Consider the following 24,976-nt stretch of genomic DNA (forward strand, 5'->3'; position numbering starts at 1 on the left):
CGGAGCCGTCCCCGGGCACGGCTCACTCCAGCCCGTACACCCGGCGCGCGTTCCCCGCCGCGATCAGCCTGGCCACACGCTGGGCGTCGGCCGGCGACCAGGCGCCCTCGGCGACCCAGGCGCCGATGACCCGGGCGAGGGACTCGCGGAAGAGGCGGGCACCGACGACGTGAAGTTCCGGCAGGCCGTGCGCGCCGCTGGAGAACAGGATCTTGCCGAACGGGGCGAGTTCGAGGATCTCGGCGAGGATCGTGGCGGCCCGGGCCCCGGTGCGGACCAGGGCCGCGCCGGAGTCGGCGAAGACGTGCGGGAAGACCCCGGCGAGATGGGCCGCGTGCCGGTGGTACGGGTAGCCGTGCAGCAGGATCAGGTCGGTGCCGAGGCCCGCGGTGGCCCGGACGAAGTCCGTGAGCAGCACCGGATCCGTACGGTCGATCCGGGCACCGGGCTCGGCGAGGCCCGCGTGCAGTTGCAGGGGCAGTCCGGAGGCCACCGCGATCCACAGCAGGTGGCGCAGGAGCACCGGGTCGGACAGTTCGCCGCCGACCCGGCGGCCGGCCAGCCAGCGGCCCGCGGCACCGCGCACCTCGCCGGGACCGGGCGGCTCGGGGGCCAGGGCCAGGCCGTGCCGAAGGCCCGCGACCGAGGTGAAGGCGACCGCGTTCGCGGCCGCGCCGTGCACCGACTCGGCCAGGTTGGCGAGGAACGACTCGACGGTTCCCGAGGTGTCCGCGACCTGTTCGGCGAGGAGTTCCAGGCGGACGATCTCACGGGCGGTCGCGTCGCCGGTGGAGGCCATCTCGATGGGGCCGGTGAGGTCGCCGGGCAGGCCGGTGTCGACGAGGTAGGTGGTGATGCCGCTGCCGCGCAGGAGCCGGCGGCCGGCCTCCAGGACGCCGAGTTCGCGGCGCCGGGCCAGGTAGCGGGCGGGCGGGCAGTGGGGTTCCAGACCGAGCAGCGGCGGGCACCAGCGGCGTACCGCGAAACCGGTCTGGGTGTCGAAGAGGGTGGTGCCGGGGGCGGGGGGGCCTTCGGTGCGGGCGAGCTGGGCCTCGAAGGTGCCCAGGCCCAGCTCGGTGCGGAGCACTCCGTGGCAGTACTGGTCCACCAGGGACGGCGTGTCGATCATCCGGGCTCCCCGTGGACGACGGTTGCTTAACCGTCTTAACGGGTGAACGGGACCGAAGTCGCGGTTCGGTTCGGGAGTACGGGTCGCGGGGCTGCTGCGGGCCGGGGGTGGCTTGCCGCGCAGTTCCTCGCGCCTCTGACGGGGCGCTCACACCCGAGCGTCGAATCAGCCGCCGATCTGGATGCCGGCCATGCGCTTCCACTCGTACGGGCCCGTCGTCACCTTTGCCGCGAGGTCGCCGTCGAAGGACTCGTGGGCGGTGATGCCGGACTCGGCGACCGCCTGCTCGGCGATCTCGTACGTCGGGGCCACCAGGTCGCCCCAGCCGCCGTCCTCGCCGACGAGGACGATGCGGGCGCCGCGTTCGCCGATGTAGGCCACCTGGCCCTCGGCGCCGCCGTGGGCCCTGGCGAAGGTGCCGATCTGCCTGGCGAGGCGCGCGACCTTGCGCTCGGCCTTCTTGTCCACCTGCTGCGTGTCTGCCATGGACAGGATGCTACCGACGGGTAGATCGATTGGCGACGGAAGGACCGAGTGACCCTTACCTCAGGAAGGGGTCGACCGCCACGGCCACGAAGAGCAGCGAGACGTAGGTGATGGACCAGTGGAACAGCCGCATCTCCTTGAGCTTCCCGCCCGTCACCTCGGCCTTGGCGCGGTTCTGCAGGGCGTGCGCCTCCCACAGCCACCAGCCGCCCGCCACCAGCGCGACCAGCGTGTAGAACCAGCCGGTGTAGCCGAGCGGGGTGAGGAGCAGGGACACGGCGACCATCACCCAGCTGTAGATGACGATCTGCTTGGCGACCACCTTGTTGGAGGCGACCACGGGCAGCATCGGCACGCCCACGCGCGCGTAGTCGTCCTTCACCTTCATGGACAGCGGCCAGTAGTGCGGCGGCGTCCAGAAGAACATGACGAGGAACAGGATGATCGGTGCCCACGACATGGAGTCCGTGACGGCCGACCAGCCGATCAGCACCGGCAGACAGCCGGCGATACCGCCCCAGACGATGTTCTGCGAGGTACGGCGCTTGAGGATCATCGTGTAGACGACGACGTAGAAGAGGAGCGCTCCGAGTGACAGCCAGGCGCTCAGCCAGTTGACGGTGAAACCGAACAACAGGGTGGAGACGACCGCCAGGGTGATGCCGAAGGCGAGGCACTCGCGCGGGCTGACCATGCCGGTCACCAGGGGCCGCTGCGAGGTGCGGTCCATCAGCGCGTCGATGTCCCGGTCGATGTACATGTTCAGCGCGTTCGCGCCGCCCGCGGAGAGATAACCGCCCACGCAGGTGAGCAGCACCAGCGTCAGGTCGGGCACGCCCTGCTGAGCCAGGAACATCACCGGGACGGTGGTGATGAGCAGCAGCTCGATGATCCGTGGCTTGGTCAGCGCCACGAAAGCTTTGACACGGGCCCCGAACGGCCGGTGACTCGGGCTCTCGCTCGCACCGAGTACCCCCGCTGGACGGGATTCGACGGCCGTCACGCACACCCCTGACAGAGACTCCCAGCGAGCCCGCCGTGTGAACCGACGGTGAAGGCTCGCGCGTACCACGCCACTTTAGACGTTGCCCATACCCCGATCTTCGCGGGGGTGGGGTCGTGTTGGCGGGGGACTCGACAGAGGGGTGGGGTGGCTCGATTGAGCAGTCAGATGAGCGGCTCCGTATTCATGTGCCGAACGCCTTCCCGGCCAGTCGGGAGGCGGATCCCCGCCAGGCCCGGCAGTCTGTAAACACTCGAAAAAATGCACGTCCTTACGGGGGTAGGCTCGACAGCGGCCGGTGGGCACCCGGTACACCGGCAGCCGGTGTGGGCGTGTGCCCGTGGACCGGTAACCGAACATGTGGAGAGGAGCCCTGACCCAGGGTGAGCACCAAGCCGACCACCACAGACCTCGACTGGACCGAGTTGGACCAGCGGGCCGTAGACACCGCCCGCGTCCTGGCCGCCGATGCCGTACAGAAGGTCGGCAACGGCCATCCGGGTACGGCGATGAGCCTGGCGCCGGCCGCGTACACCCTCTTCCAGAAGGTGATGCGGCACGACCCGTCCGACCCCGACTGGGTGGGCCGCGACCGCTTCGTGCTGTCCGCAGGTCACTCGTCGCTGACCCTCTACACGCAGCTGTACCTGGCCGGCTTCGGCCTGGAGCTGGAAGACCTCGAAGCCTTCCGTACCTGGGGCTCCAAGACCCCGGGCCACCCGGAGTACGGCCACACCCGGGGCGTGGAGACCACCACCGGTCCGCTGGGCCAGGGTGTCGCCAACGCGGTGGGCATGGCCATGGCCGCCCGCTACGAGCGTGGCCTGTTCGACCCCGAGGCGCCGCAGGGCGAGTCCCCGTTCGACCACTACATCTTCTGCATCGCCGGTGACGGCTGCCTGCAGGAGGGCATCTCCGCCGAGGCGTCCTCGATGGCCGGGCACCAGAAGCTCGGCAACCTGATCCTGCTGTGGGACGACAACCACATCTCGATCGAGGGCGACACCGAGACGGCCGTCTCCGAGGACACCGTCAAGCGGTACGAGGCGTACGGCTGGCACGTGCAGCGCATCGCCCCGAAGCCGGACGGCGACCTGGACCCGCACGCCATCTACAACGCGATCGAGGCCGCGAAGGCGGTCACGGACCGGCCGTCGTTCATCGCGATGCGCTCGATCATCGCCTGGCCCGCCCCGAACGCGCAGAACACCGAGGCCGCGCACGGCTCGGCGCTCGGCGACGACGAGGTCGCGGCCACCAAGCGCGTCCTCGGCTTCGACCCGGAGAAGTCCTTCGACGTGGCCGACGAGGTCATCGCGCACACCCGCAGGGCCGGCGAGCGCGGTGCCGCCGCCAGGGCCGAGTGGGAGAAGTCCTTCCAGCTGTGGCGTGACAACAACGCCGAGCGCGCCGCCGAATTCGACCGGATCGCCGCGGGCGAGCTGCCCACCGGCTGGGAGGAGAAGATCCCGGTCTTCGAGCCCGGCAAGGGCATCGCGACCCGGGCCGCCTCCGGCAAGGTGCTCCAGGCGCTCGGCGCGGTCATCCCCGAGCTGTGGGGCGGTTCCGCGGACCTGGCCGGGTCGAACAACACGACCATCGACAAGCACAGCTCGTTCCTGCCGGCCGGCAACCCGCTGCCGGAGGCGGACCCCTACGGCCGCACCATCCACTTCGGCATCCGCGAGCACTCGATGGGCGCGGAGCTGAACGGCATCACCCTGCACGGCAACACCCGTGTCTACGGCGGTACGTTCCTCGTCTTCTCCGACTACATGCGCAACGCCGTCCGCCTCTCGGCGCTGATGCACCTGCCGGTGACGTACGTGTGGACCCACGACTCCATCGGCCTCGGCGAGGACGGCCCGACCCACCAGCCGGTCGAGCACCTCGCCTCGCTGCGCGCCATCCCCGGCCTGAACGTGGTCCGCCCGGCGGACGCCAACGAGACCGCGATCGCCTGGCGCGAGATCCTCAGGCGCTACACGAAGGTGTTCGGCAAGGGCGCCCCGCACGGTCTGGCGCTGACCCGCCAGGGCGTGCCGGTGTACGAGTCGAACGAGAACACGGTCAAGGGCGGTTACGTCCTGTTCGAGGCGTCGAACGGGACCCCGGAGGTCATCCTCATCGCCACCGGCTCCGAGGTGCACGTCGCCGTCGAGGCCCGTGAGCGCCTCGAGGCGGACGGCGTGCCCACCCGCGTCGTGTCCATGCCGTGCGTGGAGTGGTTCGAGGAGCAGGACCAGGGGTACCGGGACAGCGTCCTGCCGCCGTCCGTCAGGGCTCGTGTCTCGGTGGAGGCCGGCATCGGTCTCACCTGGCACAAGTACGTGGGGGACGCCGGCCGCATCGTTTCCCTGGAGCACTTCGGTGCTTCCGCCGACGGCAAGGTGCTCTTCCAGGAGTTCGGCTTCACTGCCGAGAACGTGGCCGACAAGGCCCGGGAATCCATCGCCGCCGCCCAGCGCTGACGCTCACATACGACCCGTAGGAGATGTAATTCCATGACAGACGCACTCAAGCGCCTCTCCGAGGAGGGCGTCGCGATCTGGCTGGACGACCTGTCGCGCAAGCGGATCACGTCCGGCAACCTCGCCGAGCTGATCGACCAGCAGCACGTCGTGGGCGTCACCACCAACCCGACGATCTTCCAGAAGGCGATCTCCCAGGGCGACGGCTACGACCAGCAGGTCTCGGACCTCGCCGCCCGCAAGGTGACCGTCGAAGAGGCCATCCGCATGATCACCACGGCGGACGTCCGCGACGCCGCCGACATCCTGCGCCCGGTCTTCGACGCGACCGACGGACAGGACGGCCGGGTGTCGATCGAGGTCGACCCGCGCCTGGCGCACCACACCAAGGCGACCGTCGCCGAGGCCAAGCAGCTGGCCTGGCTGGTGGACCGCCCCAACACCCTCATCAAGATCCCGGCCACCGAGGCGGGCATCCCGGCGATCGCGGAGGTCATCGGCCTCGGCATCAGCGTCAACGTCACGCTGATCTTCTCGCTGGAGCGCTACCGCAAGGTCATGGACGCCTACCTGACCGGCCTGGAGAAGGCCAAGGAGCGCGGCCTGGACCTGTCGCTGATCCGTTCGGTGGCGTCGTTCTTCGTGTCCCGCGTGGACACCGAGATCGACAAGCGCCTGAACGACATCGGCACCGACGAGGCGAAGGCGCTGCGCGGCAAGGCCGCCGTCGCCAACGCCCGGCTCGCCTACCAGGCGTACGAGGAGGTCTTCTCCTCCGACCGCTGGAACGCGCTGGAGTCCGCGGGCGCCCGCAAGCAGCGTCCGCTGTGGGCCTCCACCGGCGTGAAGGACCCGGAGTACAAGGACACCATGTACGTCGACGACCTGGTCGCCCCGAACACGGTGAACACCATGCCGGAGGCCACCCTCTTCGCGGTCGAGGACCACGGCGAGATCACCGGCGACACCGTCACCGGCACCTACGAGCAGGCCCGCGCCGTGCTCGACGCCGTCGAGGCGCTCGGGATCTCGTACGACGACGTGGTCCAGGTACTGGAGGACGAGGGCGTCGACAAGTTCGAGGCGTCCTGGAACGACCTGCTCAAGTCGACCCAGGCGGAGCTGGAGCGCCTGGCCCCCTCGGAGGGCTGATCACTTGTCACCCCTTTCCGGTTCCGGAGCGAACCCGCTTCGTGACCCCGCGGACCGACGGCTCCCGCGCATCGCGGGGCCGTCGGGCCTGGTCATCTTCGGCGTCACGGGCGACCTCTCCCGCAAGAAGCTCATGCCCGCCGTGTACGACCTGGCCAACCGGGGTCTGCTGCCGCCGGGCTTCTCCCTGGTCGGCTTCGCCCGCCGTGAGTGGGCCCACGAGGACTTCGCCGCCGAGGTCCACGACGCGGTCAAGGAACACGCCCGCACCCCGTTCCGCGAGGAGGTCTGGCAGCAGCTCATCCAGGGGATGCGCTTCGTCCAGGGCACCTTCGACGACGACGACGCGTTCGAGCGGCTGCGCTCCACCATCGAGGAGCTGGACAAGGCGCAGGGCACGGGCGGCAACTTCGCCTTCTACCTGTCGGTCCCGCCGCGCTCCTTCCCGGTGGTCATCCAGCAGCTGAAGAAGCACGGTCTGGCCGACCAGTCCGGCGGCTCCTGGCGGCGCGCGGTCATCGAGAAGCCCTTCGGCCACGACCTGAAGTCGGCCGAGGAGCTCAACAAGGTCGTGCACGAGGTGTTCGAGCCGGACCAGGTGTTCCGGATCGACCACTACCTCGGCAAGGAGACCGTCCAGAACATACTGGCGCTGCGCTTCGCCAACACCATGTTCGAGCCGATCTGGAACCGGTCCTTCGTGGACCACGTGCAGATCACCATGGCCGAGGACATCGGTATCGGCGGCCGCGCGGGCTACTACGACGGCATCGGCGCCGCCCGTGACGTCATCCAGAACCACCTCCTCCAGCTGATGGCGCTGACCGCCATGGAGGAGCCCGCCTCCTTCGACGCGGACGCGCTGGCCGCGGAGAAGGAGAAGGTGCTCGGCGCGGTCCGGCTCCCGAAGGACCTGGGCAGGTCGACCGTGCGCGGCCAGTACGCGGCCGGCTGGCAGGGCGGCGAGAAGGTCACCGGCTACCTCGAAGAGGACGGCATCGACCCCCAGTCGAAGACCGACACCTACGCCGCCGTCAAGGTCGAGGTCGACAACCGCCGCTGGGCGGGCGTCCCCTTCTACCTGCGCACCGGCAAGCGCCTCGGCCGTCGCGTCACCGAGATCGCGGTCGTCTTCCAGCGGGCCCCGCACTCCCCCTTCGACCACACGGCGACGGAGGAGCTGGGCCAGAACGCGATCGTCATCCGCGTCCAGCCCGACGAGGGCATCACGGTCCGCTTCGGCTCCAAGGTGCCGGGCACCTCGATGGAGATCCGGGACGTGTCGATGGACTTCGCCTACGGCGAGTCCTTCACCGAGTCGTCCCCCGAGGCCTACGAGCGGCTGATCCTGGACGTGCTGCTGGGCGACGCCAACCTCTTCCCGCGCACGGAGGAGGTCGAGCTGTCCTGGAAGATCCTCGACCCGATCGAGGAGTACTGGGACAAGCACGGCAGGCCCGCGCAGTACAAGTCGGGCACCTGGGGGCCCGTCGAGGCCGACGAGATGCTCGCACGAGACGGACGGAGCTGGCGCCGGCCATGAAGATAGACCTCACGGACACCACGGCCGCCAAGGTCAACAAGGCGCTGGTGCAGGGCCGCCGGGCCATCGGCACGCCCGCCGTGGGCATGGTGCTGACCCTCGTCATCGTCACCGACGAGGAGAACGCGTACGACGCCCTGAAGGCGGGCAGCGACGCCTCGCACGAGCACCCCTCGCGCACGCTGGTCGTCATCAAGCGGGTCTCCCGCTCCCCCCGCGACCGCACGGCGTCCCGGCTGGACGCCGAGGTCCGGGTGGGCGCGGACGCGGGCACCGGCGAGACGGTGGTGCTGCGGCTGTACGGCGAGGTCGCCGACCACGCCGACTCGGTGGTCCTGCCGCTGCTGCTGCCGGACGCGCCGGTCGTCGTCTGGTGGCCGGTGAACGCGCCGCTCGACCCGGCGAAGGACCCGCTGGGCGCCCTCGCCCAGCGCCGGGTCACCGACACCTACGCGTCCGAGCAGCCGGTACGGGAGCTGTCCGCCCGCGCCGACGCCTACACGCCCGGTGACACGGACCTGTCCTGGACCCGGATCACGCCCTGGCGCTCCATGCTGGCGGCGGCCCTGGACCAGGTGGCCTGCGAGGTCCGGGCCGTCGAGGTGGAGGGCGAGGAGTTCAACCCGAGCTGCGAGCTGCTGGCGATGTGGCTCGCGGACCGCCTGGACGTCCCCGTCAAGCGGTCGCTCTCCGCGGGCCCCGGTCTGACGGCGGTCCGTATGCAGACGACCCAGGGCCCGATCGCGCTGGACCGCGCGGACGGCTCCCTCGCCACCCTGTCCATCGACGGCCAGCCGGACCGCGCGGTGGCGCTGAAGCGGCGGGACACGGCCGAGCTGATCGCGGAGGAGCTGCGCCGGCTCGACCCGGACGACACCTACGCGTCGGCACTGCGGTTCGGCGTGGAGCGGCTGAACGCGTCCGCGACGGCGGCGCCGGTGGTCCCGGAGCCGTCGCCCAAAGGAGAACCGGTCACCGTCGCGGCGGCTCCCGACGCCGCTGCCGAGGCTCCCACGACAGAAGCGGCGCCGCAGCAACCGGCACCGCTGAAGAAGAGGGCGAAGGCGACATGAGCACCCCCCAGCTGGTCGTGCACCACGACAAGGAGCTGATGGCGCAGGCCGCCGCGGCCCGTCTGATCACGAAGATCGTGGACGCGCAGGCCTCCCGCGGCGAGGCGTCCGTGGTCCTCACGGGCGGCCGCAACGGCAACGGCCTGCTCGCGGCCCTGGCCGCGGCGCCCGCCCGGGACGCCGTCGACTGGAGCAGGCTGGACCTGTGGTGGGGCGACGAGCGTTACCTGCCCGAGGGTGATCCCGAGCGCAACGTCACCCAGGCCCGCGAGGCCCTGCTGGACCAGGTCCCGGTGGACCCGAAGCGCGTGCACGCCATGCCCGCGTCGGACGGCCCCTGGGGTGCGGACGTGGACGCGGCGGCCGAGGCCTACGCGGCGGAGCTGGCGCAGGCCGCCGGCCCCGAGAACCACGGCCCGGTCCCCACCTTCGACGTCCTGATGCTGGGCGTCGGCCCGGACACCCACGTGGCGTCGCTCTTCCCGGAGCTGCCCGCGGTCCGCGAGACGGAACGCACGGTGGTGGGTGTCCACGGCGCCCCCAAGCCGCCGCCGACCCGGATCTCCCTGACCCTGCCCGCCATCCGTTCGGCCCGCGAGGTCTGGCTGCTGGCGGCGGGCGAGGACAAGGCCGAGGCCGTCGCCATCGCCCTCTCCGGCGCGGGCGAGATCCAGGCCCCGGCGGCGGGTGCCAAGGGCCGCAGGCGCACCCTGTGGCTGCTGGACGCGGCAGCGGCGGCCCAGCTGCCGAGGTCGCTGTACCCGCCGGCGTCACCGTGAGGACAGCCGCCTGAGAGAACCCGTACGGCCGTCGGCCGTACGGGTTCTCTCACGTCCGGGGCTCTCCGGGTCTACCGGCCGCGCAGCTCCCGGTACTTGGCCACCAGTGCCTTGGTCGACGGGTCGAGGCCGGGGACGTCCGCGCCCTCGGTCAGGGCCGGTTCCACGCGCTTGGCGAGGACCTTGCCGAGTTCCACGCCCCACTGGTCGAAGGAGTCGATGTCCCAGACGGCGCCCTGGACGAACACCTTGTGCTCGTAGAGGGCGATCAGCTGGCCGAGGACCGACGGGGTCAGCTCGCGGGCCAGGATCGTCGTGGTGGGGCGGTTGCCCTGGAAGGTCTTGTGCGGGACCAGTTCCTCGGCGACGCCTTCCGCGCGGACCTCGTCGGCGGTCTTGCCGAAGGCCAGCGCCTGCGTCTGCGCGAAGAAGTTCGCCATCAGCAGGTCGTGCTGCGCCCTGAGTTCACCGCTCAGCTCGGCGACCGGCTCGGCGAAGCCGATGAAGTCCGCCGGGATCAGCTTCGTGCCCTGGTGGATCAACTGGTAGTAGGCGTGCTGGCCGTTGGTCCCCGGTGTGCCCCAGACGACCGGGCCGGTGGTCCAGTCGACGTCCTTGCCGTCCCGCGTCACGTGCTTGCCGTTGGACTCCATGTCCAGCTGCTGGAGGTAGGCGGTGAACCTGGACAGGTAGTGCGAGTACGGCAGCACCGCGTGCGACTGGGCGTCGAAGAAGTTGCCGTACCAGATGCCCAGCAGGCCCAGCAGCAGCGGCGCGTTGGCCTCGGCGGGCGCGGTGCGGAAGTGCTCGTCGACCAGGTGGAAGCCGTCCAGCATCTCGCGGAAGCGGTCCGGGCCGATGGCGATCATCAGGGAGAGGCCGATGGCGGAGTCGAAGGAGTAGCGGCCACCGACCCAGTCCCAGAACTCGAACATGTTGTCCGGGTCGATACCGAAGTCCGTCACCTTGCCGGCGTTCGTGGAGAGGGCCACGAAGTGCTTGGCGACGGCCTCCTGACCGGCCTTCAGTTCGCCGAGCACCCAGTTGCGGGCCGAGGTGGCGTTGGTGATCGTCTCGATCGTGGTGAACGTCTTGGAGGCGACGATGAACAGGGTCTCCGCCGCGTCCAGGTCACGGGTGGCCTCGTGCAGGTCGGCGCCGTCGACGTTGGAGACGAAGCGGACCGTGAGGTCGCGGTCGGTGAAGCTGCGCAGGGCCTCGTAGGCCATCGCGGGCCCCAGGTCGGAGCCGCCGATGCCGATGTTGACGACGTTGCGGATGCGCTTGCCGGTGTGGCCGGTCCACTCGCCCGAGCGGACCCGCTCGGCGAAGGCACTCATCTTGTCCAGGACCGCGTGCACCCGCGGTACCACGTTCTCGCCGTCGACCTCGATCACCGCGTCCCGCGGGGCGCGCAGCGCCGTGTGCAGCACCGCGCGGCCCTCGGTGATGTTGATCTTCTCGCCGCGGAACATGGCGTCCCGCAGCCCGAACACGTCGGTGGCGGCGGCCAGCTCGCGCAGCAGCCGCAGCGTCTCGTCCGCGACCAGGTGCTTCGAGTAGTCGATGTGGAGGTCACCGACCTGGAGCGTGTAGCCCGTGCCGCGCCCCGGGTCGGCCGCGAACAGGTCCCGCAGAAGGGTGTCGGCGAGCTCCTCGCGGTGCCTGGCGAGCGCGGTCCACTCGGGCGTCTGGTCGAGCCTGGTACGGCCGTCTGCGTTCATGTGCGACTTCAGCCTTCTTCCTTGCACCTGTCCTGTTGCACGGCTGCCCCGTCTGCCGGTCCCAACCTAGTTGATCAGCGCGGGACGCCGCCTGGTGTCGCGCTGTCCTGCGGCGCAACAACAGGTACGTCCGGTCGGCGCACCGGTATCAACGAGGCGACGGCGAGCGTGAAGAGGAGGCCTGCGAGGAGTGCCGGGCCGTTCAGACCGTACGTTCCGGCGACGGCTCCGCCCAGGAGCGCGCCGAGCGGCGCTCCGGACGTGGAGGAGGTGCGGAAGGCGGCGGCGATCCGGCCGGTCGTCGACTCGGGTGCGCGTTGCTGCATCGGCGTGACCTGGTTGACGTTCCACACCATGTTCATCGCTCCGAGCAGGCCGCCGGCGACCTGTTGACCGGTCATCAGGCGGGCGTTGGCGGCGCCCAGGGCCTGGCGCCACCAGGGCGGGCAGCAGGGCCGTGGACGCGTTGTCGAAGAGTGTCTGGAGGGTGGTCAGCGCGAACGCGAGCGCGAGCAGCAGCAGGATGGAGGCGTGCCCCAGCGCCACGGCGAACGCGAAGGCGGCGACGAGCAGCCCCCGTACGGTGTCCACGGCCCACATGGCACGCCGCTGGTCCACCCGGTCCGCGACGGCACCGCCGAGCAGCAGGGCGGCCGTCCACAGCCGTCCGAATCCCCCGCGCCACGCGGGCGCCCGCTCCCCCGTCGTCACCGTCGCCCCCTCACGATTCGCCGATGTGCAAACCGTAGAGGGCACCACTGACAACGGGCCGGGCACCGGCCGCGCAGACGACTCCGGCCGGACGCCCGAAGGCTCCCGGCCGGTACCAACTCCTAGATCTCGCCCCGCAGTTTGGCGAGCGCCTCGGCGAGGATCGCCTCGCCGTCCGCGTCGCTGCGCCGCTCCCGTACGTACGCGAGGTGCGTCTTGTACGGCTCGGTGCGCGGCGGGTCCGGCGGGTTGTCCCGGTCCTGACCGGCCGGGAAGCCACAGCGCGGGCAGTCCCAGGTCTCGGGCACCTGCGCGTCGCTGGCGAAGCTCGGCTGCGTCTCGTGCCCGTTGGAGCACCAGAAGGAGATGCGCAGACGCGGCGCGGACTCGCCGCGCTCGGCCTCGCCCATCGGCCCCGCCCCGACCCGGCTACCTCGGATCGCGTTGCCACTTGCCACGGTCGTAACTCCCTGCGTGATGGTGCCGCGAAGCGAGTCGGCGTGTCGCTTCGTTGCGAGCGCCTCAGTCTACGTAAGGCCCAACGCGCGTCCAGTGTTGGGAGTTACCGTCCCCGCACCTAGACGCAAGCCCCATGATAGGCCGCGCTCAGGTGCGCGTACCGAACATGGGGCCTTACGTGCGGATTGTGCGTGTGCGCGAGTCGCGGATCAGCTGTTCGTCTTCATCAGCAGGCCGAGGACGATGATGCACGCGAACCACAGCAGACCGATCACCACGGTGATCCGGTCCAGGTTCCGCTCGGCGACCGAGGAGCCGCCGACGGAGGACTGCATGCCGCCACCGAACATGTCGGAGAGGCCGCCGCCCTTGCCCTTGTGCATCAGCACCAGCAGCATCAGCAGCAGGCTGAAGACGATCAGGGCGATCGAGAACCCCAAAACCACGGCTGGACCAACTTCCTCGGATACGGATGGACTGCGGGGCCGGGACCGTCACGCGGAGCGTGCAGCGGCTTCCCTTCAGGTCTCGGCCCCGCAAGGGTACGACGGATCGTCGCTAGCGCCTACTCGCGGGTGTGCTCACTGATCGCGGAAACGCACGATCTTGACGAATTCGTCGGTGTCCAGCGAGGCACCGCCGACCAGGGCGCCGTCGATGTCGGCCTGGGCCATGATCTCGGCGACGTTGCCGGACTTGACGGAACCGCCGTACTGGATCCGGACCCGGTCGGCCAGCTCCTGGCCGTACAGCTCGGCGAGCTTGCCGCGGATGGCGGCGCAGACCTCCTGGGCGTCCGCGGCGCCGCAGACCTTGCCGGTGCCGATGGCCCACACCGGCTCGTAGGCGATGACGATCGACTCGGCCTGCTCGGCGGGGAGGTCCTTGAGGCCGCCCTCGACCTGGGTGAGCGTGTGGGAGACGTGGTTGCCCGCCTCGCGGACGTCCAGCTCCTCGCCGACGCACAGGATCGGGGTCAGGCCGTGCTTGTAGGCGGCCTTGACCTTGGCGTTCACCGTCTCGTCGGTCTCGTGGTGGTACTGGCGGCGCTCGGAGTGGCCGATGACCACGTACGTGCACTTCAGCTTGGCCAGCATCGGGCCGGAGATCTCTCCGGTGTAGGCGCCGGAGTCGTGCGCCGAGATGTCCTGGGCGCCGTACTTGATCTTGAGCTTGTCGCCGTCGACCAGGGTCTGCACGGAGCGCAGGTCGGTGAAGGGCGGCAGGACGGCGACCTCGACGGCCTCGTAGTCCTTGTCGGCCAGGGCGAAGGCGAGCTTCTGGACGTGCGCGATGGCCTCGAGGTGGTTGAGGTTCATCTTCCAGTTGCCCGCCATGATCGGCGTGCGGGTGGTCATAACGGGGTCAGTCCTCCAGTGCGGCGAGGCCGGGGAGCGTCTTGCCCTCGAGGTATTCGAGGGAGGCGCCGCCACCGGTCGAGATGTGTCCGAACGCGTTCTCGTCGAAGCCGAGGATGCGCACGGCGGCTGCGGAGTCCCCGCCGCCGACGACGGTGAAGCCCTTGGACTCGACGAGGGCCTGGGCGACCGCCCGGGTGCCCGCGGCGTAGTCGGGGTGCTCGAAGACGCCCATGGGGCCGTTCCAGAAGACGGTGGCGGCGTCGGCGAGCTTCGAGGCGTACAGCTTGCTGGTCTCCGGGCCGATGTCCAGACCCATCTGCCCGGCCGGCATGGCGTCCGCGGGGACCGTGGCGGGGTGGGTGGGAGCCTTGGCCGACAGGTCCGGGAACTCAGGGGCGACCACGGTGTCGACGGGCAGCACGATCTCGACGCCGGTCTTCTCGGCGCGCTCGAGGTACTCGGTGACGGTCGCGAGCTGGTCCTCCTGGAGGAGGGAGCTGCCGACCTCGTACCCCTTGGCCTTGAGGAAGGTGTAGACCATGCCGCCGCCGACGAGGATGCGGTCGGCCTTGCCGAGCAGCTGGTCGATCACGGCGAGCTTGTCGGAGACCTTGGCGCCGCCCAGCACGACGGCGTAGGGCCGCTGGACGTCCTCGGTGAGCTTCTTCAGGACGCCGACCTCGGTGGCGATGAGGTAGCCGGCGTAGTGCGGCAGCCGGGCCGGGAGGTCGTAGACGGAGGCGTGCTTGCGGTGCACGGCACCGAAGCCGTCACCGACGTAGACGTCCGCGAGGGCGGCGAGCCGGTCGGCGAACTCGCCGCGCTCGGTGTCGTCCTTGGAGGTCTCGCCGGCGTTGAAACGCAGGTTCTCGATGACCGCGACCTGGCCGGGCTCGAGGCCGTTCACGGCGTCGTGGGCGGCGGGGCCGACGGTGTCCTGGGCGAACGCGACCGGGGCGGCGAGGAGTTCACCGAGCCGCTCGGCGGCCTGCAGCAGGGAGAACTGCGGGTCCGGGGCGCCCTTGGGGCGGCCCAGGTGGGAGGCGACGACCACCTTGGCGCCCGCGTCGGCGAGGGCCTTGACGGTGGGCAGTACGGCGCGGATGCGGCCGTCGTCGGTGATGAGGCCGTCGGCCATCGGCACGTTGAGGTCGGCGCGGACGAAGACCCGCTTGCCGTCGACGCCTTCGGCGAGGAGTTCGTCGATCGTCTTCATGGTTGGGGACTCCTACTGGAGGGCTCTTGATCGTACGAGGGCTGATCGAACCGTAGACGGCGGGTCGATCCTTACGCGCGTCAGGGCTCGGGCGGCGCGACGGTGCGCTGCCCGAGCCCTGCTACCGCATCGAGGTGCGTGCTCGGTCGATCAGAGCTGGCCGCCGACGAAGACCGTGAGGTCGACGAGGCGGTTCGAGTAGCCCCACTCGTTGTCGTACCAGCCGAGGACCTTCACCGTGTTGCCCTCCTGGACCATGGTCAGGGAGGAGTCGAAGGTGCAGGAGGCCGGGTCGCTGACGATGTCCGAGGAGACGATCTCGTCCTCGGTGTACGCCAGGTAGCCCTTCAGGTCGCCGTCCTCGGCGGCCTTCTTGAACGCGGCGTTGACCTCGTCCTTGGTGACCTCGCGCTGCAGCGTCACGACCAGGTCGGTGGCGGAGCCGGTCGGGACCGGGACGCGCATGGCGATGCCGTCCAGCTTGCCCTTGAGCTGCGGGAGGACCAGCGCGGTGGCCTTCGCGGCACCCGTGGTGGTCGGGATGATGTTCTCGGCGGCGGCCCGCGCACGGCGCAGGTCCTTGTGCGGGAAGTCCAGGATGCGCTGGTCGTTGGTGTACGCGTGCACCGTCGTCATCAGGCCCTTGACGATGCCGAAGTTCTCGTCGAGGACCTTCGCCATCGGCGCCACACAGTTGGTGGTGCAGGAGGCGTTGGAGATGACGTGGTGGTTCGCCGGGTCGTACTTGTCCTGGTTGACGCCCATCACGATGGTGATGTCCTCGTCCTTGGCCGGAGCCGAGATGAGGACCTTCTTGGCGCCGCCGGCGATGTGCTTCTCGGCGTCGGCCTTCTTCGTGAAGATGCCCGTCGACTCGATGACGATGTCGACGCCCAGCTCGCCCCAGGGGATGTCGGCGGGGTTGCGCTCGGACAGCACCTTGATGGTGTGGCCGTCGACGGTGATCGTGTCGGCGGTGTGCGACACCTCGGCCTTGAGGCGGCCCAGGATCGTGTCGTACTTCAGCAGGTGCGCGGTGGTCGCAGTGTCACCCAGGTCGTTGACAGCCACGATCTCGATGTCAGCGCCCTGCTCCAGCAGCGCGCGGAAGTAGTTGCGACCGATACGACCGAAGCCGTTGATGCCTACGCGGATCGTCACGAACCGATCTCCTCGTTGGTACGCCGGCCATGCGGTGCCGGCGAGCTGTATTTGGGATGTCCCCGACCACCCACGACCCTACCTCCCTGAGGCTCCCGTGGTGACATCCAGATGCCCCATACACGGCGAGGCGGTCCGTACCCGCCAGTAGGGGTACGGACCACCTCGGATCGCGGATCGAATTGCCCGGTTCTGACCGGGAATGCCGACCTGCGCTCACCCTTCTTTCACTCGTTCGTGAGCGGGTCGGCTCACTTGTCGAGTGCCGTCAACGCCTTCTTCACCAGAGCGGCACGATCGGCGGCCGAGGTGACCTGTTCCAGACCGAAGCCGAGCAGCACGCTGCGGTCCGTGGTGACCGCGCCGTACGTCCGGAACAGGGCTCCCGTGCGCGTCCAGTCCTTGAGGACGGCCGGGCTGCCCGCGGGCGGCGCGGCGGCTCTCCAGGGGCCGAGGGACGTCTCGAAGCCCTCCGTCTCGGCCGCCTTGCCGTCGAGCACGAGCGAGGCGTCGTCGAGGAGGACGCCGTGCCCGCCGGTGCCCGGGTCGGTGACGTAGGAGACGGAGACCTCGACGGACCTGCCGGCGTACGCGCTCAGGTCGAAACTCGCGGTCTGCCAGCCCGCCGAACTGCCGGTGAAGCTGTGCCAGGCGCCGCTGGTGCCGGTCGCGGCACACGTTCCGTCCCCGATGGTCAGGTAGTGCTTGAGCCACGGGTGCTCGGCGATCAGGAAGCCCGCTCCGCACTCGGACGGTACGACGTCCTTGGCGGCGCCCTCCTTGTCGGGCAGGGTCGTCCAGTCGTCGGCGCCGACCGTGTGAACCTCGACGATCGCGTGGTCGTAGCCCGGTTCGGTGTCCCACAGCAGCTTGGTGCTGAGGGTCGGCCGGTCGGCCGCGGTGACACCGGTGAGGTCGACGGTGCGGGTGAGGCGCTTGTAGGCGTCGTCGGTGTGGACGGCCGCGGCCATGTACGACCCGGAGTACGGCCCGTACGGGTTGACGGTCCCGGCGAACTGTCCCGCGCCCGCGCCGGCGAACTGGGGATGGGTGTCGGCGGCGAGCTCGTCCGAGGTGACGGAGTAGGTGCCGGCCTTGTCGAGGGGGTTGGCGGCGGTGCCGCTCAGCGGGCCGGAGAAGCCGCCCAGCGCGCCGGAGCCGGTGAAGCCGGTGGCCCCCGGCGTCGAGGTACGGGAGTAGGCGCCCAGGTAGTACTGGCTGAAGTCGTCCGACGGGGTGCCGTCACCCAGGTTGACGCTGCCGCCGGCCAGCTCGCCGGCCTCGATCAGCTTGCCGCCCTCGTTGAGGTAGGCGCGCAGCTGGAGCTGGGTGTCGTTGCCGGGGCCGCTCGTGCCGGAGTAGTGCACGACCGTCCTGAAGTGCGCCAGCACGCCGAGCGCGTCGGGCGCGCCCTGGGTGGCGACGTCCCAGACGAGCGCCTTGTGCCCGGCGGCCTTCAGCGCGTCGACGTAGGTGCCCGCCTGGGCCGCCTTGGCCCCCTCCTCGGCGACCACCAGGGTGTCCGCCGCGGGTCGCCGCGCCACGGTGTACGTGAAGTGGCTGCTGGAGACCTTCTTGCCGCCCCTGCTCTCGCCGGTGAACCACACCTCGACCTTGTCGCCCGGCGCGCCGCCCTTCACCCTGGCCCGGTACTCGTCGAAGTAGAGGTCGTCCGCGCCGCCGTAGGTCTCGCCGCCCTTCCAGTGCCTGAGCGCCGTGTCGTGCGTCCGGCCGCCGTTGACGCGGTACCTGAGCTTCTTGTCACGGACCGCCTTGCGGACGACGACGGAGACCTCCTGGTCGGCGCCGCGCGCGTACGAGGTGGTGAACGTCGCCGGGGTGAAGTCGGCGGCGCTCAGCCCGACCGAGGAGCTCGGCCGGTCGGGGTGGGCGGCAGTCTCGGCGACGGAGAGCGCGAACGGGACGTTCTTCGCGAACTCGTCCTGAATCAGCTTCTCGTCGTCCGGGAAGTTGAAGACCGACTGGCAGTCGGCGGCGTTCCAGGCGTCGTTCGGGTCGATGTCGGAGGCCGTCTGGCAGGTCGACATCTCCGGGGTGAACATCGCCATGCCGTTGACGTTCGAGGCGTGGCCGTCCGCCTCGCCGTTGGTGGTGTACAGCTCCGAGGAGACCTGTGAGTGGTAGCCGGGGATCGCCGGGTTGTCCGGGGTGCCGGCGAGCGCCTTGTAGAGCACGTCGTCCGGGGTGGGGGTGGCCACCTGCCAGCCGACGCCGTAGAGGAGCAGTTCGGCGGCCGAGTGGTAGTTGATGCCGTACGTGAACCCGATCCGCTTCTCGAACCCGTCCAGCGCCTTGGTCTCCGGCTCGGACTCGGGGCTCGCGCCGCGGTAGGTCTCGCTGGTGGGGTTGGGGGACGAACCCTCGTCGTCGTAGCCCCACTTGTAGCCGAAGTTGCGGTTGAGGTCGACGCCGTCACCGGTGCCGATGACCCCGTCGCCGTTGACGTCCCGCAGGTTCTTGCGCCACAGGCGGGTGTCGGGGCTCCGGAAGGTGTAGTCGTAGCCGTCGGGGTTGGCCGAGAGGACGAACCACAGCTCGGTCGAGTCGACGATCTTCTTGATGCGTTTGTCGGTGCGGTAGTTGTCCAGGTAGTAGTGCATCAGCCGGCGGGTCATCTCCGGCGTGATCCACTCCCGCGCGTGCTGGTTGGACACGTACAGCACGGACGGCTTGGAGCCGTCCTTCGACTTCTTCGCGCCCTTGGTCAGTTTGAGCGCGAGGATGTCCTGGCCGCCGATCGTCTTCCCGATGGACTCGACCTTGGTGAGGCCGGGGTTGGCCTGGGCGGTGCGGAGGATCTCCTCCTTCAGCCCGCCGCTGCCGCTGTAGGGGCGGAAGACGCCCTGGGCGGCGTGGTCGACCCGCGCCTCGGCCCTGGCGGAGAGTGTGTGCTCGGTGAGGGCGACACCCTGCTTCCGCAGCTTCCCGGCCTGCTGGTCGGTGAGGTAGAGCTCGACTTCCGTCTTCCCGGATCCGGTGACCTGGTCGCCGAGCTCGTTGCCGTCCTGGCCGGCCTCGAGCAACAGGGGAATCTGCTTCTTGGTGACGTCGGCGTGGAAGACCTTCACCTCGTCCGGGCCGGTGGTGCCCGAACCCGCGGTCTGCGCCTGGGCCATGGGTGCGAGCGCGGCTCCGCCGATCAGGAGCGCGCCGACAGCGAGGATCGATCTCGCTCTGTGTCTCATGTACCCCCCTAGCAGTGGTCCGCCACGGCGGCGAACTCATGCCAGGCTCATGACACTTCATGATCGAGTCAAGGGCGACTCACGGACAGCCCACCGGGAGTACACAAGCGGACCACGGGCTCGCAAACGCCGGTGCCGACGACCACCTCGGCACCGGCGTCTCGACGCTCTCTCAGACCGCGAGGTTGTCGGCCAGTTCCTCGGAGAGGTTGGCCTCGGTGCCCGGGATGCCCAGATCCGAGGCGCGCTTGTCGGCCATCGCGAGCAGCCGGCGGATCCGGCCCGCCACCGCGTCCTTCGTCAGCGGCGGGTCGGCGAGCGCGCCCAGCTCCTCCAGGGAGGCCTGCTTGTGCTCCATGCGCAGCCGGCCGGCCGCGGCGAGGTGCTCGGGGACCTCGTCACCGAGGATCTCCAGGGCACGCTGCACCCGGGCGCCGGCGGCGACGGCCGCGCGGGCGGAGCGGCGCAGGTTGGCGTCGTCGAAGTTGGCGAGGCGGTTCGCGGTGGCGCGCACCTCGCGGCGCATCCGGCGCTCCTCCCAGGCCAGCACCGACTCGTGCGCGCCGAGCCGCGTCAGCAGGGCACCGATCGCGTCACCGTCACGGACGACCACCCGGTCCACCCCGCGTACCTCGCGGGCCTTCGCGGCGATGGACAGCCGGCGGGCCGCGCCGACCAGCGCGAGGGCGGCCTCCGGGCCGGGGCAGGTGACCTCCAGGGAGGAGGAACGGCCGGGCTCCGTCAGCGAGCCGTGCGCCAGGAAGGCGCCGCGCCAGGCCGCCTCGGCGTCACAGGTGGCCCCGGAGACCACCTGCGGGGGCAGGCCCCGGATCGGCCTGCCCCGGCCGTCCACGAGCCCGGTCTGGCGGGCCAGCTGGTCGCCGCCGGCCACCACCCGTACGACGTAGCGCGAGCCGCGGCGCAGTCCGCCGGGCGCCATCACGATCAGCTCGGAGGAGTGGCCGAAGATCTCCAGGATGTCCCGCTTGAGGCGCCGGGCGGCCATCGCGGTGTCCAGCTCCGCCTCGATCACGATGCGCCCGCTCACCAGGTGGAGGCCGCCCGCGAACCGCAGAATGGCGCTGACCTCCGCCTTCCGGCAGCAGGTCCGGGTGACGGGTAGCCGGGAGATCTCGTCCTTCACCGCTGCCGTCATCGCCATGGGCCGATCCTTCCATGCATCCGAAAAATACGGTCGTACGCGGCGGCCAACAGCTCCGGGTCATGCCGGGGTGAACCGTCGGTCCGGGCCACGGGGCCCAGCTCGACCGCGGCTCCCAGCCGCTTGGCGGCTTCGGTGAGCGAGTCGCGGTCGGGCACAGCGGCCTCGTCGGCCAGCACCACGTCCAGGGCGAGTTTAGGGGCGTGTCGCCCCAAAACCTCCAAATGACGCTGCGGGGAGAAGCCTTCGGTTTCTCCCGGCTGCGGTGCCAGGTTCAGGGACAGGACCTTACGGGCTTTCGTCTCGGTGAGCGCGTCACTCAGCTCCGGGACGAGCAGGTGCGGGATCACCGAGGAGAACCAGGAGCCGGGGCCGAGCACCACCCAGTCCGCGTCCAGGACCGCCTCGACGGCCTCCGGCACGGCCGGCGGGTCGTGCGGCACCAGGTGCACGGACTGCACCTCACCCGGCGTCAGGGCCACGGTGGCCTGGCCCCGGACGATGTCCACCTCGTCCGGCCGCTGTGGATCATGCCCCTTGACCAGGGCCTGCAGCTCCAACGGCACGGCGGACATGGGCAGCACCCGTCCGTGCGCGCCGAGCAGCTTGCCGACCAGGTCCAGGGCCTGGACATGGTCGCCGAGCTGTTCCCACAGGGCGACGATCAGCAGGTTGCCGACCGCGTGCTCGTGCAGGTCGCCCTTGGACTGGAAGCGGTGCTGGATGACCCGGGCCCAGGTCTGGCCCCAGTCGTCGTCCCCGCACAGCGCGGCGAGCGCCTTGCGAAGATCACCCGGGGGGAGCACACCCAGCTCGTCGCGGAGCCGCCCGCTGGAGCCGCCGTCGTCGGCGACGGTGACGACGGCGGTGAGGTCGCCGGTGATCCGGCGCAGCGCGGCGAGCGAGGCGGACAGGCCCATGCCGCCGCCCAGGGCGACCACCTTGGGCTGGGTACCCCGGCGGCGCGGCCGGGCGCCACGGACCTCGACGGGACGGCCCGCGCGGCTCTCCGGCACCATCCGGCGCAGCCTGCCCAGCCGAGGAGAACGTCCGGTCACTCGCGCCCCATGTCCCGGTGCACGACTACGGTCTCCACTCCCTCGGCGGCCAGACGGGCGGCGAGCTTCTCCGACACGGCGACCGAGCGGTGCTTGCCGCCCGTGCAGCCGATGGCGATGGTCACGTAACGCTTGCCCTCGCGCCGGTACCCGGCCGCGATCAGCCGCAGCAGCTCGGCGTACCGGTCGAGGAACTCCTTGGCGCCCGGCTGGTTGAAGACGTACGCCGACACCTCCTCGTTGAGCCCGGTGTACGGGCGCAGCTCCGGAACCCAGTGCGGGTTGGGCAGGAACCGCATGTCGGCGACCAGGTCGGCGTCGACCGGCAGGCCGTACTTGAACCCGAACGACATCACCGTCGCCCGCAGCTCCGGCTCCTCCTCGCCGGCGAACTGGGCGTCCATCTTGGCGCGCAGCTCGTGCACGTTGAGGCTGGAGGTGTCGATCACCAGGTCGGCGTCACCGCGCAGCTCGCGCAGCAGTTCCCGCTCGGCGGCGATGCCGTCGACGATCCGGCCGTCCCCCTGAAGGGGGTGCGGACGGCGCACCGACTCGAAGCGGCGGACCAGAGCGTCGTCGGACGACTCCAGGAAGACGATCCGACGGGTGACGCCCCGGCTGTCCAGGTCCGCGAGGGACTCCCGCAGGTTGTCGAAGAAGCGCCGGCCGCGCACGTCCACGACGACCGCGATCCGGGCCACGTTGCCCTGCGAGCGGGCACCCAGCTCCACCATGGTGGGGATCAGGGCCGGCGGTAGGTTGTCGACGACGAACCAGCCGAGGTCCTCCAGACACTTCGCCGCCGTCGAACGACCGGCTCCCGACATGCCGGAGATGATCACCAGCTCGGGGATGGCCGCCTCGGCAGCCCCGGCCGGGGTGACGTCCGTGCTCACTTCTGCTCCGTTTTCCTGGACCGCTTCCGCTTGCTGCGGCTGATCCCGGCGCGCCTCGCCGGGCGTCCGCCCGGGGTCGCCCTGTGTCTCACCGAACGCCGGATCTCGCCCGGCCGTGCCCTGTGCGTCTCGCTCGGTCATCTCTCCTGCCCCCGTCGATCGTCCGGGGCGCCCGCGGGTACGGGCTCCCCCGAGGCGTCCGCCGTCGTCCCGGGCGCCTCGTCTTCCCTGTCATCCATGATCTCTCCCGTCGCCGTGTTCACGGCGGGTGCGGCCGGGGCCGCCTGGGCGAGGGCCGCGGCGATGGTCTCGGCCGTCTTGCGGCCTATCCCGGGGACTTCCTGGATCTGTTCGATTGTGGCGGACCGCAGCTTCTTCACCGAGCCGAAATGCTTGATCAACGCCTGTTTGCGGGTCTCCCCGAGGCCCGGTACCTCGTCCAGGGGGCCGGCGCGGAACCGCTTGGCCCGCTTGGTGCGCTGGTAGGTGATGGCGAAACGGTGCGCCTCGTCGCGGACGCGCTGGAGCAGGTAGAGACCCTCACTGGTGCGGGGCAGGACCACGGGGTCCTCGTCCTCGGGCAGCCAGACCTCTTCGAGGCGCTTGGCGAGACCACAGACGGCGATGTCGTCGATGCCCAGCTCGTCGAGTGCGCGTTTGGCGGCGGCGACCTGCGGCCGGCCGCCGTCGACGACCACGAGCTGGGGCGGGTACGCGAACTTCTTGGGGCGGCCGTCCTCCTCCTTGAAGCCGTTGACCGGGGCGCCGTCGGGGTGGATGTCGGCGCCCCCGAGGGCGGCGTTCGTGGCGGCGTCGGCGTCCGCGAGGGGGCTTGCGGTGTCGCCGTCCTCGACCCACTCCCCCGTCTTCTCCTTCTCGGCGAGGTAGCGGCGGAAGCGGCGGGTGATCACCTCGTGCATGGAGCGCACGTCGTCCTGCCCGGCGAAGCCCTTGATCTGGAAGCGGCGGTACTCGTTCTTGCGCTGGAGACCGTCCTCGAAGACGACCATGGAGGCCACCACGTCGTCGCCCTGGAGGTGGGAGATGTCATAGCACTCGATGCGCAGCGGGGCGCTGTCCAGGTCGAGGGCCTCGGCGATCTCCTCCAGCGCGCGCGAACGCGTGGTGAGGTCGGAGGCACGCTTGGTCTTGTGCAGGGCGAGCGCCTGCTGGGCGTTGCGCGCCACGGTCTCCATCAGGGCCTTCTTGTCGCCGCGCTGCGGAATCCGCAACGAGACGTTCGACCCGCGGCGGCCGGTGAGCCACTCCTGGACCGGCTCCAGCGGGTCGGGCAGGGCCGGGACCAGCACCTCCTTGGGAACGGCGTCCCCGGTCTCCTCGCCGTAGAGCTGCTGAAGGGCGTGCTCGACGAGAGCGGCGGTGGTGATCTCCTCCACCTTGTCCGTCACCCAGCCACGCTGGCCGCGCACCCGTCCGCCGCGCACGTGGAAGATCTGGACGGCCGCCTCCAGCTCGTCCTCGGCGACGGCGACGAGGTCGGCGTCGGTCGCGTCGGCGAGCACGACCGCGTTCTTCTCCATGGCCTTCTTGAGGGCCCCGATGTCGTCACGGAGGCGGGCGGCCCGCTCGTACTCCATCTCCTCGGCCGCCTCCGTCATCCGGTTCTCCAGACGGCGGAGGTAGGTGCCGGTGCGGCCGGCCATGAAGTCGCAGAACTCTTCTGCCAGTTCGCGGTGGTCCTCGGGGTCGATCCGGCCGACGCAGGGCGCCGAGCACTTGCCGATGTAGCCGAGCAGGCAGGGGCGGCCGGTACGGGCGGCGTTCTTGAACACCCCGGCGGAGCAGGTGCGCACCGGGAACACGCGCAGCAGCAGGTCGACGGTGTCCCGGATGGCCCAGGCGTGGCCGTACGGGCCGAAGTAGCGCACGCCCTTCTTCTTGTGACCGCGCATCACCTGGACGCGCGGGAACTCCTCGTTCATCGTCACCGCGAGGTACGGGTAGCTCTTGTCGTCGCGGTACTTGACGTTGAACCGGGGGTCGTACTCCTTGATCCAGGAGTACTCCAGCTGGAGCGCCTCGACCTCCGTGGACACCACGGTCCACTCCACGGACGCGGCGGTGGTGACCATCGTCCGGGTGCGGGGGTGCAGGCTCGCCAGGTCCTGGAAGTAGTTCGCCAGGCGCTGGCGCAGGCTCTTCGCCTTTCCGACGTAGATCACCCGGCGGTGCTCGTCACGGAACCTGTACACCCCGGGAGAGTCCGGGATCTGTCCCGGCTTGGGGCGGTAGCTGGAGGGGTCGGCCATGTCTCACACCCTACTGGCGAGCGCCGACACCGCGACGCCCTGTGGCCCCCCGGCGGGCATCCGGGACGGCCGGGAGCCGGGACGGCACGCCGGTCCGGGAGCCCATCGGAGGCCCA

General features: G+C 70.3%; 19 protein-coding genes and 1 pseudogene. 5 read left to right on the top strand and 15 right to left on the bottom strand.

Annotated features, from left to right (window positions below; translation table 11 throughout):
* Positions 1-22: 22 nt before the first annotated feature.
* The 3 genes from ACZ3KP_RS26150 to ACZ3KP_RS26160 all read right to left on the bottom strand — a co-directional run bounded on the left by ACZ3KP_RS26150 (position 23) and on the right by ACZ3KP_RS26160 (position 2,624).
* A complete protein-coding gene (locus ACZ3KP_RS26150) occupies positions 23-1,129 on the bottom strand; it encodes an amidohydrolase family protein (RefSeq protein WP_467502082.1) in 1,107 nt (368 codons plus the stop codon).
* A 165-nt stretch (positions 1,130-1,294) separates the two neighbouring features.
* Entirely contained in the window at positions 1,295-1,615 is a 321-nt protein-coding gene (locus tag ACZ3KP_RS26155; protein ID WP_358981090.1) for a hypothetical protein, read from the bottom strand.
* Positions 1,616-1,670: 55 nt separating this feature from the next.
* Positions 1,671-2,624: a heme o synthase gene (locus tag ACZ3KP_RS26160; protein WP_165939220.1), complete on the bottom strand. Its 954-nt coding sequence runs from the start codon at positions 2,622-2,624 to the stop codon at positions 1,671-1,673.
* Positions 2,625-3,001: 377 nt separating this feature from the next.
* Here ACZ3KP_RS26160 and tkt point away from each other — a divergent pair, with 377 nt between their 5' ends.
* Genes tkt through pgl form a run of 5 tightly spaced genes read left to right on the top strand, consistent with a single transcriptional unit; the run spans position 3,002 to position 9,636 of the window.
* Entirely contained in the window at positions 3,002-5,089 is a 2,088-nt protein-coding gene (tkt, locus tag ACZ3KP_RS26165; protein ID WP_467502085.1) for a transketolase, read from the top strand.
* 33 nt (positions 5,090-5,122) lie between these two features.
* The gene (tal, locus tag ACZ3KP_RS26170; protein ID WP_467502086.1) at positions 5,123-6,241 is read left to right on the top strand and encodes a transaldolase; all 1,119 of its coding nucleotides are present in this window, start codon (positions 5,123-5,125) and stop codon (positions 6,239-6,241) included.
* A gap of 4 nt (positions 6,242-6,245) precedes the next feature.
* The gene (gene zwf, locus ACZ3KP_RS26175) at positions 6,246-7,784 is read left to right on the top strand and encodes a glucose-6-phosphate dehydrogenase (RefSeq protein ID WP_467502088.1); all 1,539 of its coding nucleotides are present in this window, start codon (positions 6,246-6,248) and stop codon (positions 7,782-7,784) included.
* The gene (gene opcA, locus ACZ3KP_RS26180) at positions 7,781-8,857 is read left to right on the top strand and encodes a glucose-6-phosphate dehydrogenase assembly protein OpcA (protein WP_467502090.1); all 1,077 of its coding nucleotides are present in this window, start codon (positions 7,781-7,783) and stop codon (positions 8,855-8,857) included. Before zwf ends, opcA begins: the two co-directional genes overlap by 4 nt.
* Positions 8,854-9,636 carry a 6-phosphogluconolactonase gene (gene pgl, locus ACZ3KP_RS26185; protein WP_467502091.1) on the top strand — a complete coding sequence of 261 codons (783 nt, stop codon included), beginning with the start codon at positions 8,854-8,856 and terminating at the stop codon, positions 9,634-9,636. Before opcA ends, pgl begins: the two co-directional genes overlap by 4 nt.
* A 71-nt stretch (positions 9,637-9,707) precedes the next feature.
* Here the strand turns inward: pgl and pgi are convergent, their stop codons facing one another.
* From pgi to uvrC, 12 genes and pseudogenes are all read right to left on the bottom strand, one after another.
* Complete coding sequence (gene pgi, locus ACZ3KP_RS26190; protein WP_467502093.1) at positions 9,708-11,360, bottom strand: glucose-6-phosphate isomerase; 1,653 nt, start codon at positions 11,358-11,360, stop codon at positions 9,708-9,710.
* A gap of 74 nt (positions 11,361-11,434) precedes the next feature.
* A pseudogene (locus tag ACZ3KP_RS26195) lies at positions 11,435-12,071 on the bottom strand (hypothetical protein).
* A 122-nt stretch (positions 12,072-12,193) separates the two neighbouring features.
* Positions 12,194-12,529, bottom strand: coding sequence for an RNA polymerase-binding protein RbpA (locus ACZ3KP_RS26200; protein ID WP_003976875.1), 336 nt, complete (start codon positions 12,527-12,529; stop codon positions 12,194-12,196).
* Positions 12,530-12,739: 210 nt separating this feature from the next.
* Complete coding sequence (gene secG, locus ACZ3KP_RS26205) at positions 12,740-12,970, bottom strand: preprotein translocase subunit SecG (RefSeq protein WP_189942979.1); 231 nt, start codon at positions 12,968-12,970, stop codon at positions 12,740-12,742.
* A gap of 141 nt (positions 12,971-13,111) precedes the next feature.
* Positions 13,112-13,888: a triose-phosphate isomerase gene (gene tpiA, locus ACZ3KP_RS26210; RefSeq protein ID WP_467502094.1), complete on the bottom strand. Its 777-nt coding sequence runs from the start codon at positions 13,886-13,888 to the stop codon at positions 13,112-13,114.
* A gap of 7 nt (positions 13,889-13,895) precedes the next feature.
* A complete protein-coding gene (locus ACZ3KP_RS26215; protein WP_358975342.1) occupies positions 13,896-15,107 on the bottom strand; it encodes a phosphoglycerate kinase in 1,212 nt (403 codons plus the stop codon).
* Between the two features lie 150 nt (positions 15,108-15,257).
* On the bottom strand, positions 15,258-16,268 hold the full coding sequence (gap, locus tag ACZ3KP_RS26220; protein ID WP_358975344.1) for a type I glyceraldehyde-3-phosphate dehydrogenase: 1,011 nt from the start codon (positions 16,266-16,268) through the stop codon (positions 15,258-15,260).
* 251 nt (positions 16,269-16,519) lie between these two features.
* On the bottom strand, positions 16,520-19,474 hold the full coding sequence (locus tag ACZ3KP_RS26225; protein WP_467502097.1) for a M14 family metallopeptidase: 2,955 nt from the start codon (positions 19,472-19,474) through the stop codon (positions 16,520-16,522).
* 172 nt (positions 19,475-19,646) lie between these two features.
* Complete coding sequence (gene whiA / locus ACZ3KP_RS26230; protein ID WP_132886120.1) at positions 19,647-20,636, bottom strand: DNA-binding protein WhiA; 990 nt, start codon at positions 20,634-20,636, stop codon at positions 19,647-19,649.
* Complete coding sequence (locus ACZ3KP_RS26235; protein ID WP_358975351.1) at positions 20,627-21,694, bottom strand: gluconeogenesis factor YvcK family protein; 1,068 nt, start codon at positions 21,692-21,694, stop codon at positions 20,627-20,629. The genes whiA and ACZ3KP_RS26235 overlap by 10 nt, the downstream gene beginning before the upstream one ends.
* On the bottom strand, positions 21,691-22,731 hold the full coding sequence (gene rapZ, locus ACZ3KP_RS26240; RefSeq protein ID WP_467502101.1) for an RNase adapter RapZ: 1,041 nt from the start codon (positions 22,729-22,731) through the stop codon (positions 21,691-21,693). Before rapZ ends, ACZ3KP_RS26235 begins: the two co-directional genes overlap by 4 nt.
* Positions 22,728-24,860, bottom strand: coding sequence for an excinuclease ABC subunit UvrC (gene uvrC / locus ACZ3KP_RS26245; protein WP_467502103.1), 2,133 nt, complete (start codon positions 24,858-24,860; stop codon positions 22,728-22,730). Before uvrC ends, rapZ begins: the two co-directional genes overlap by 4 nt.
* Between the last annotated feature and the right edge of the window lie 116 nt (positions 24,861-24,976).

The organism is Streptomyces sp. NPDC020958 (assembly GCF_055562175.1).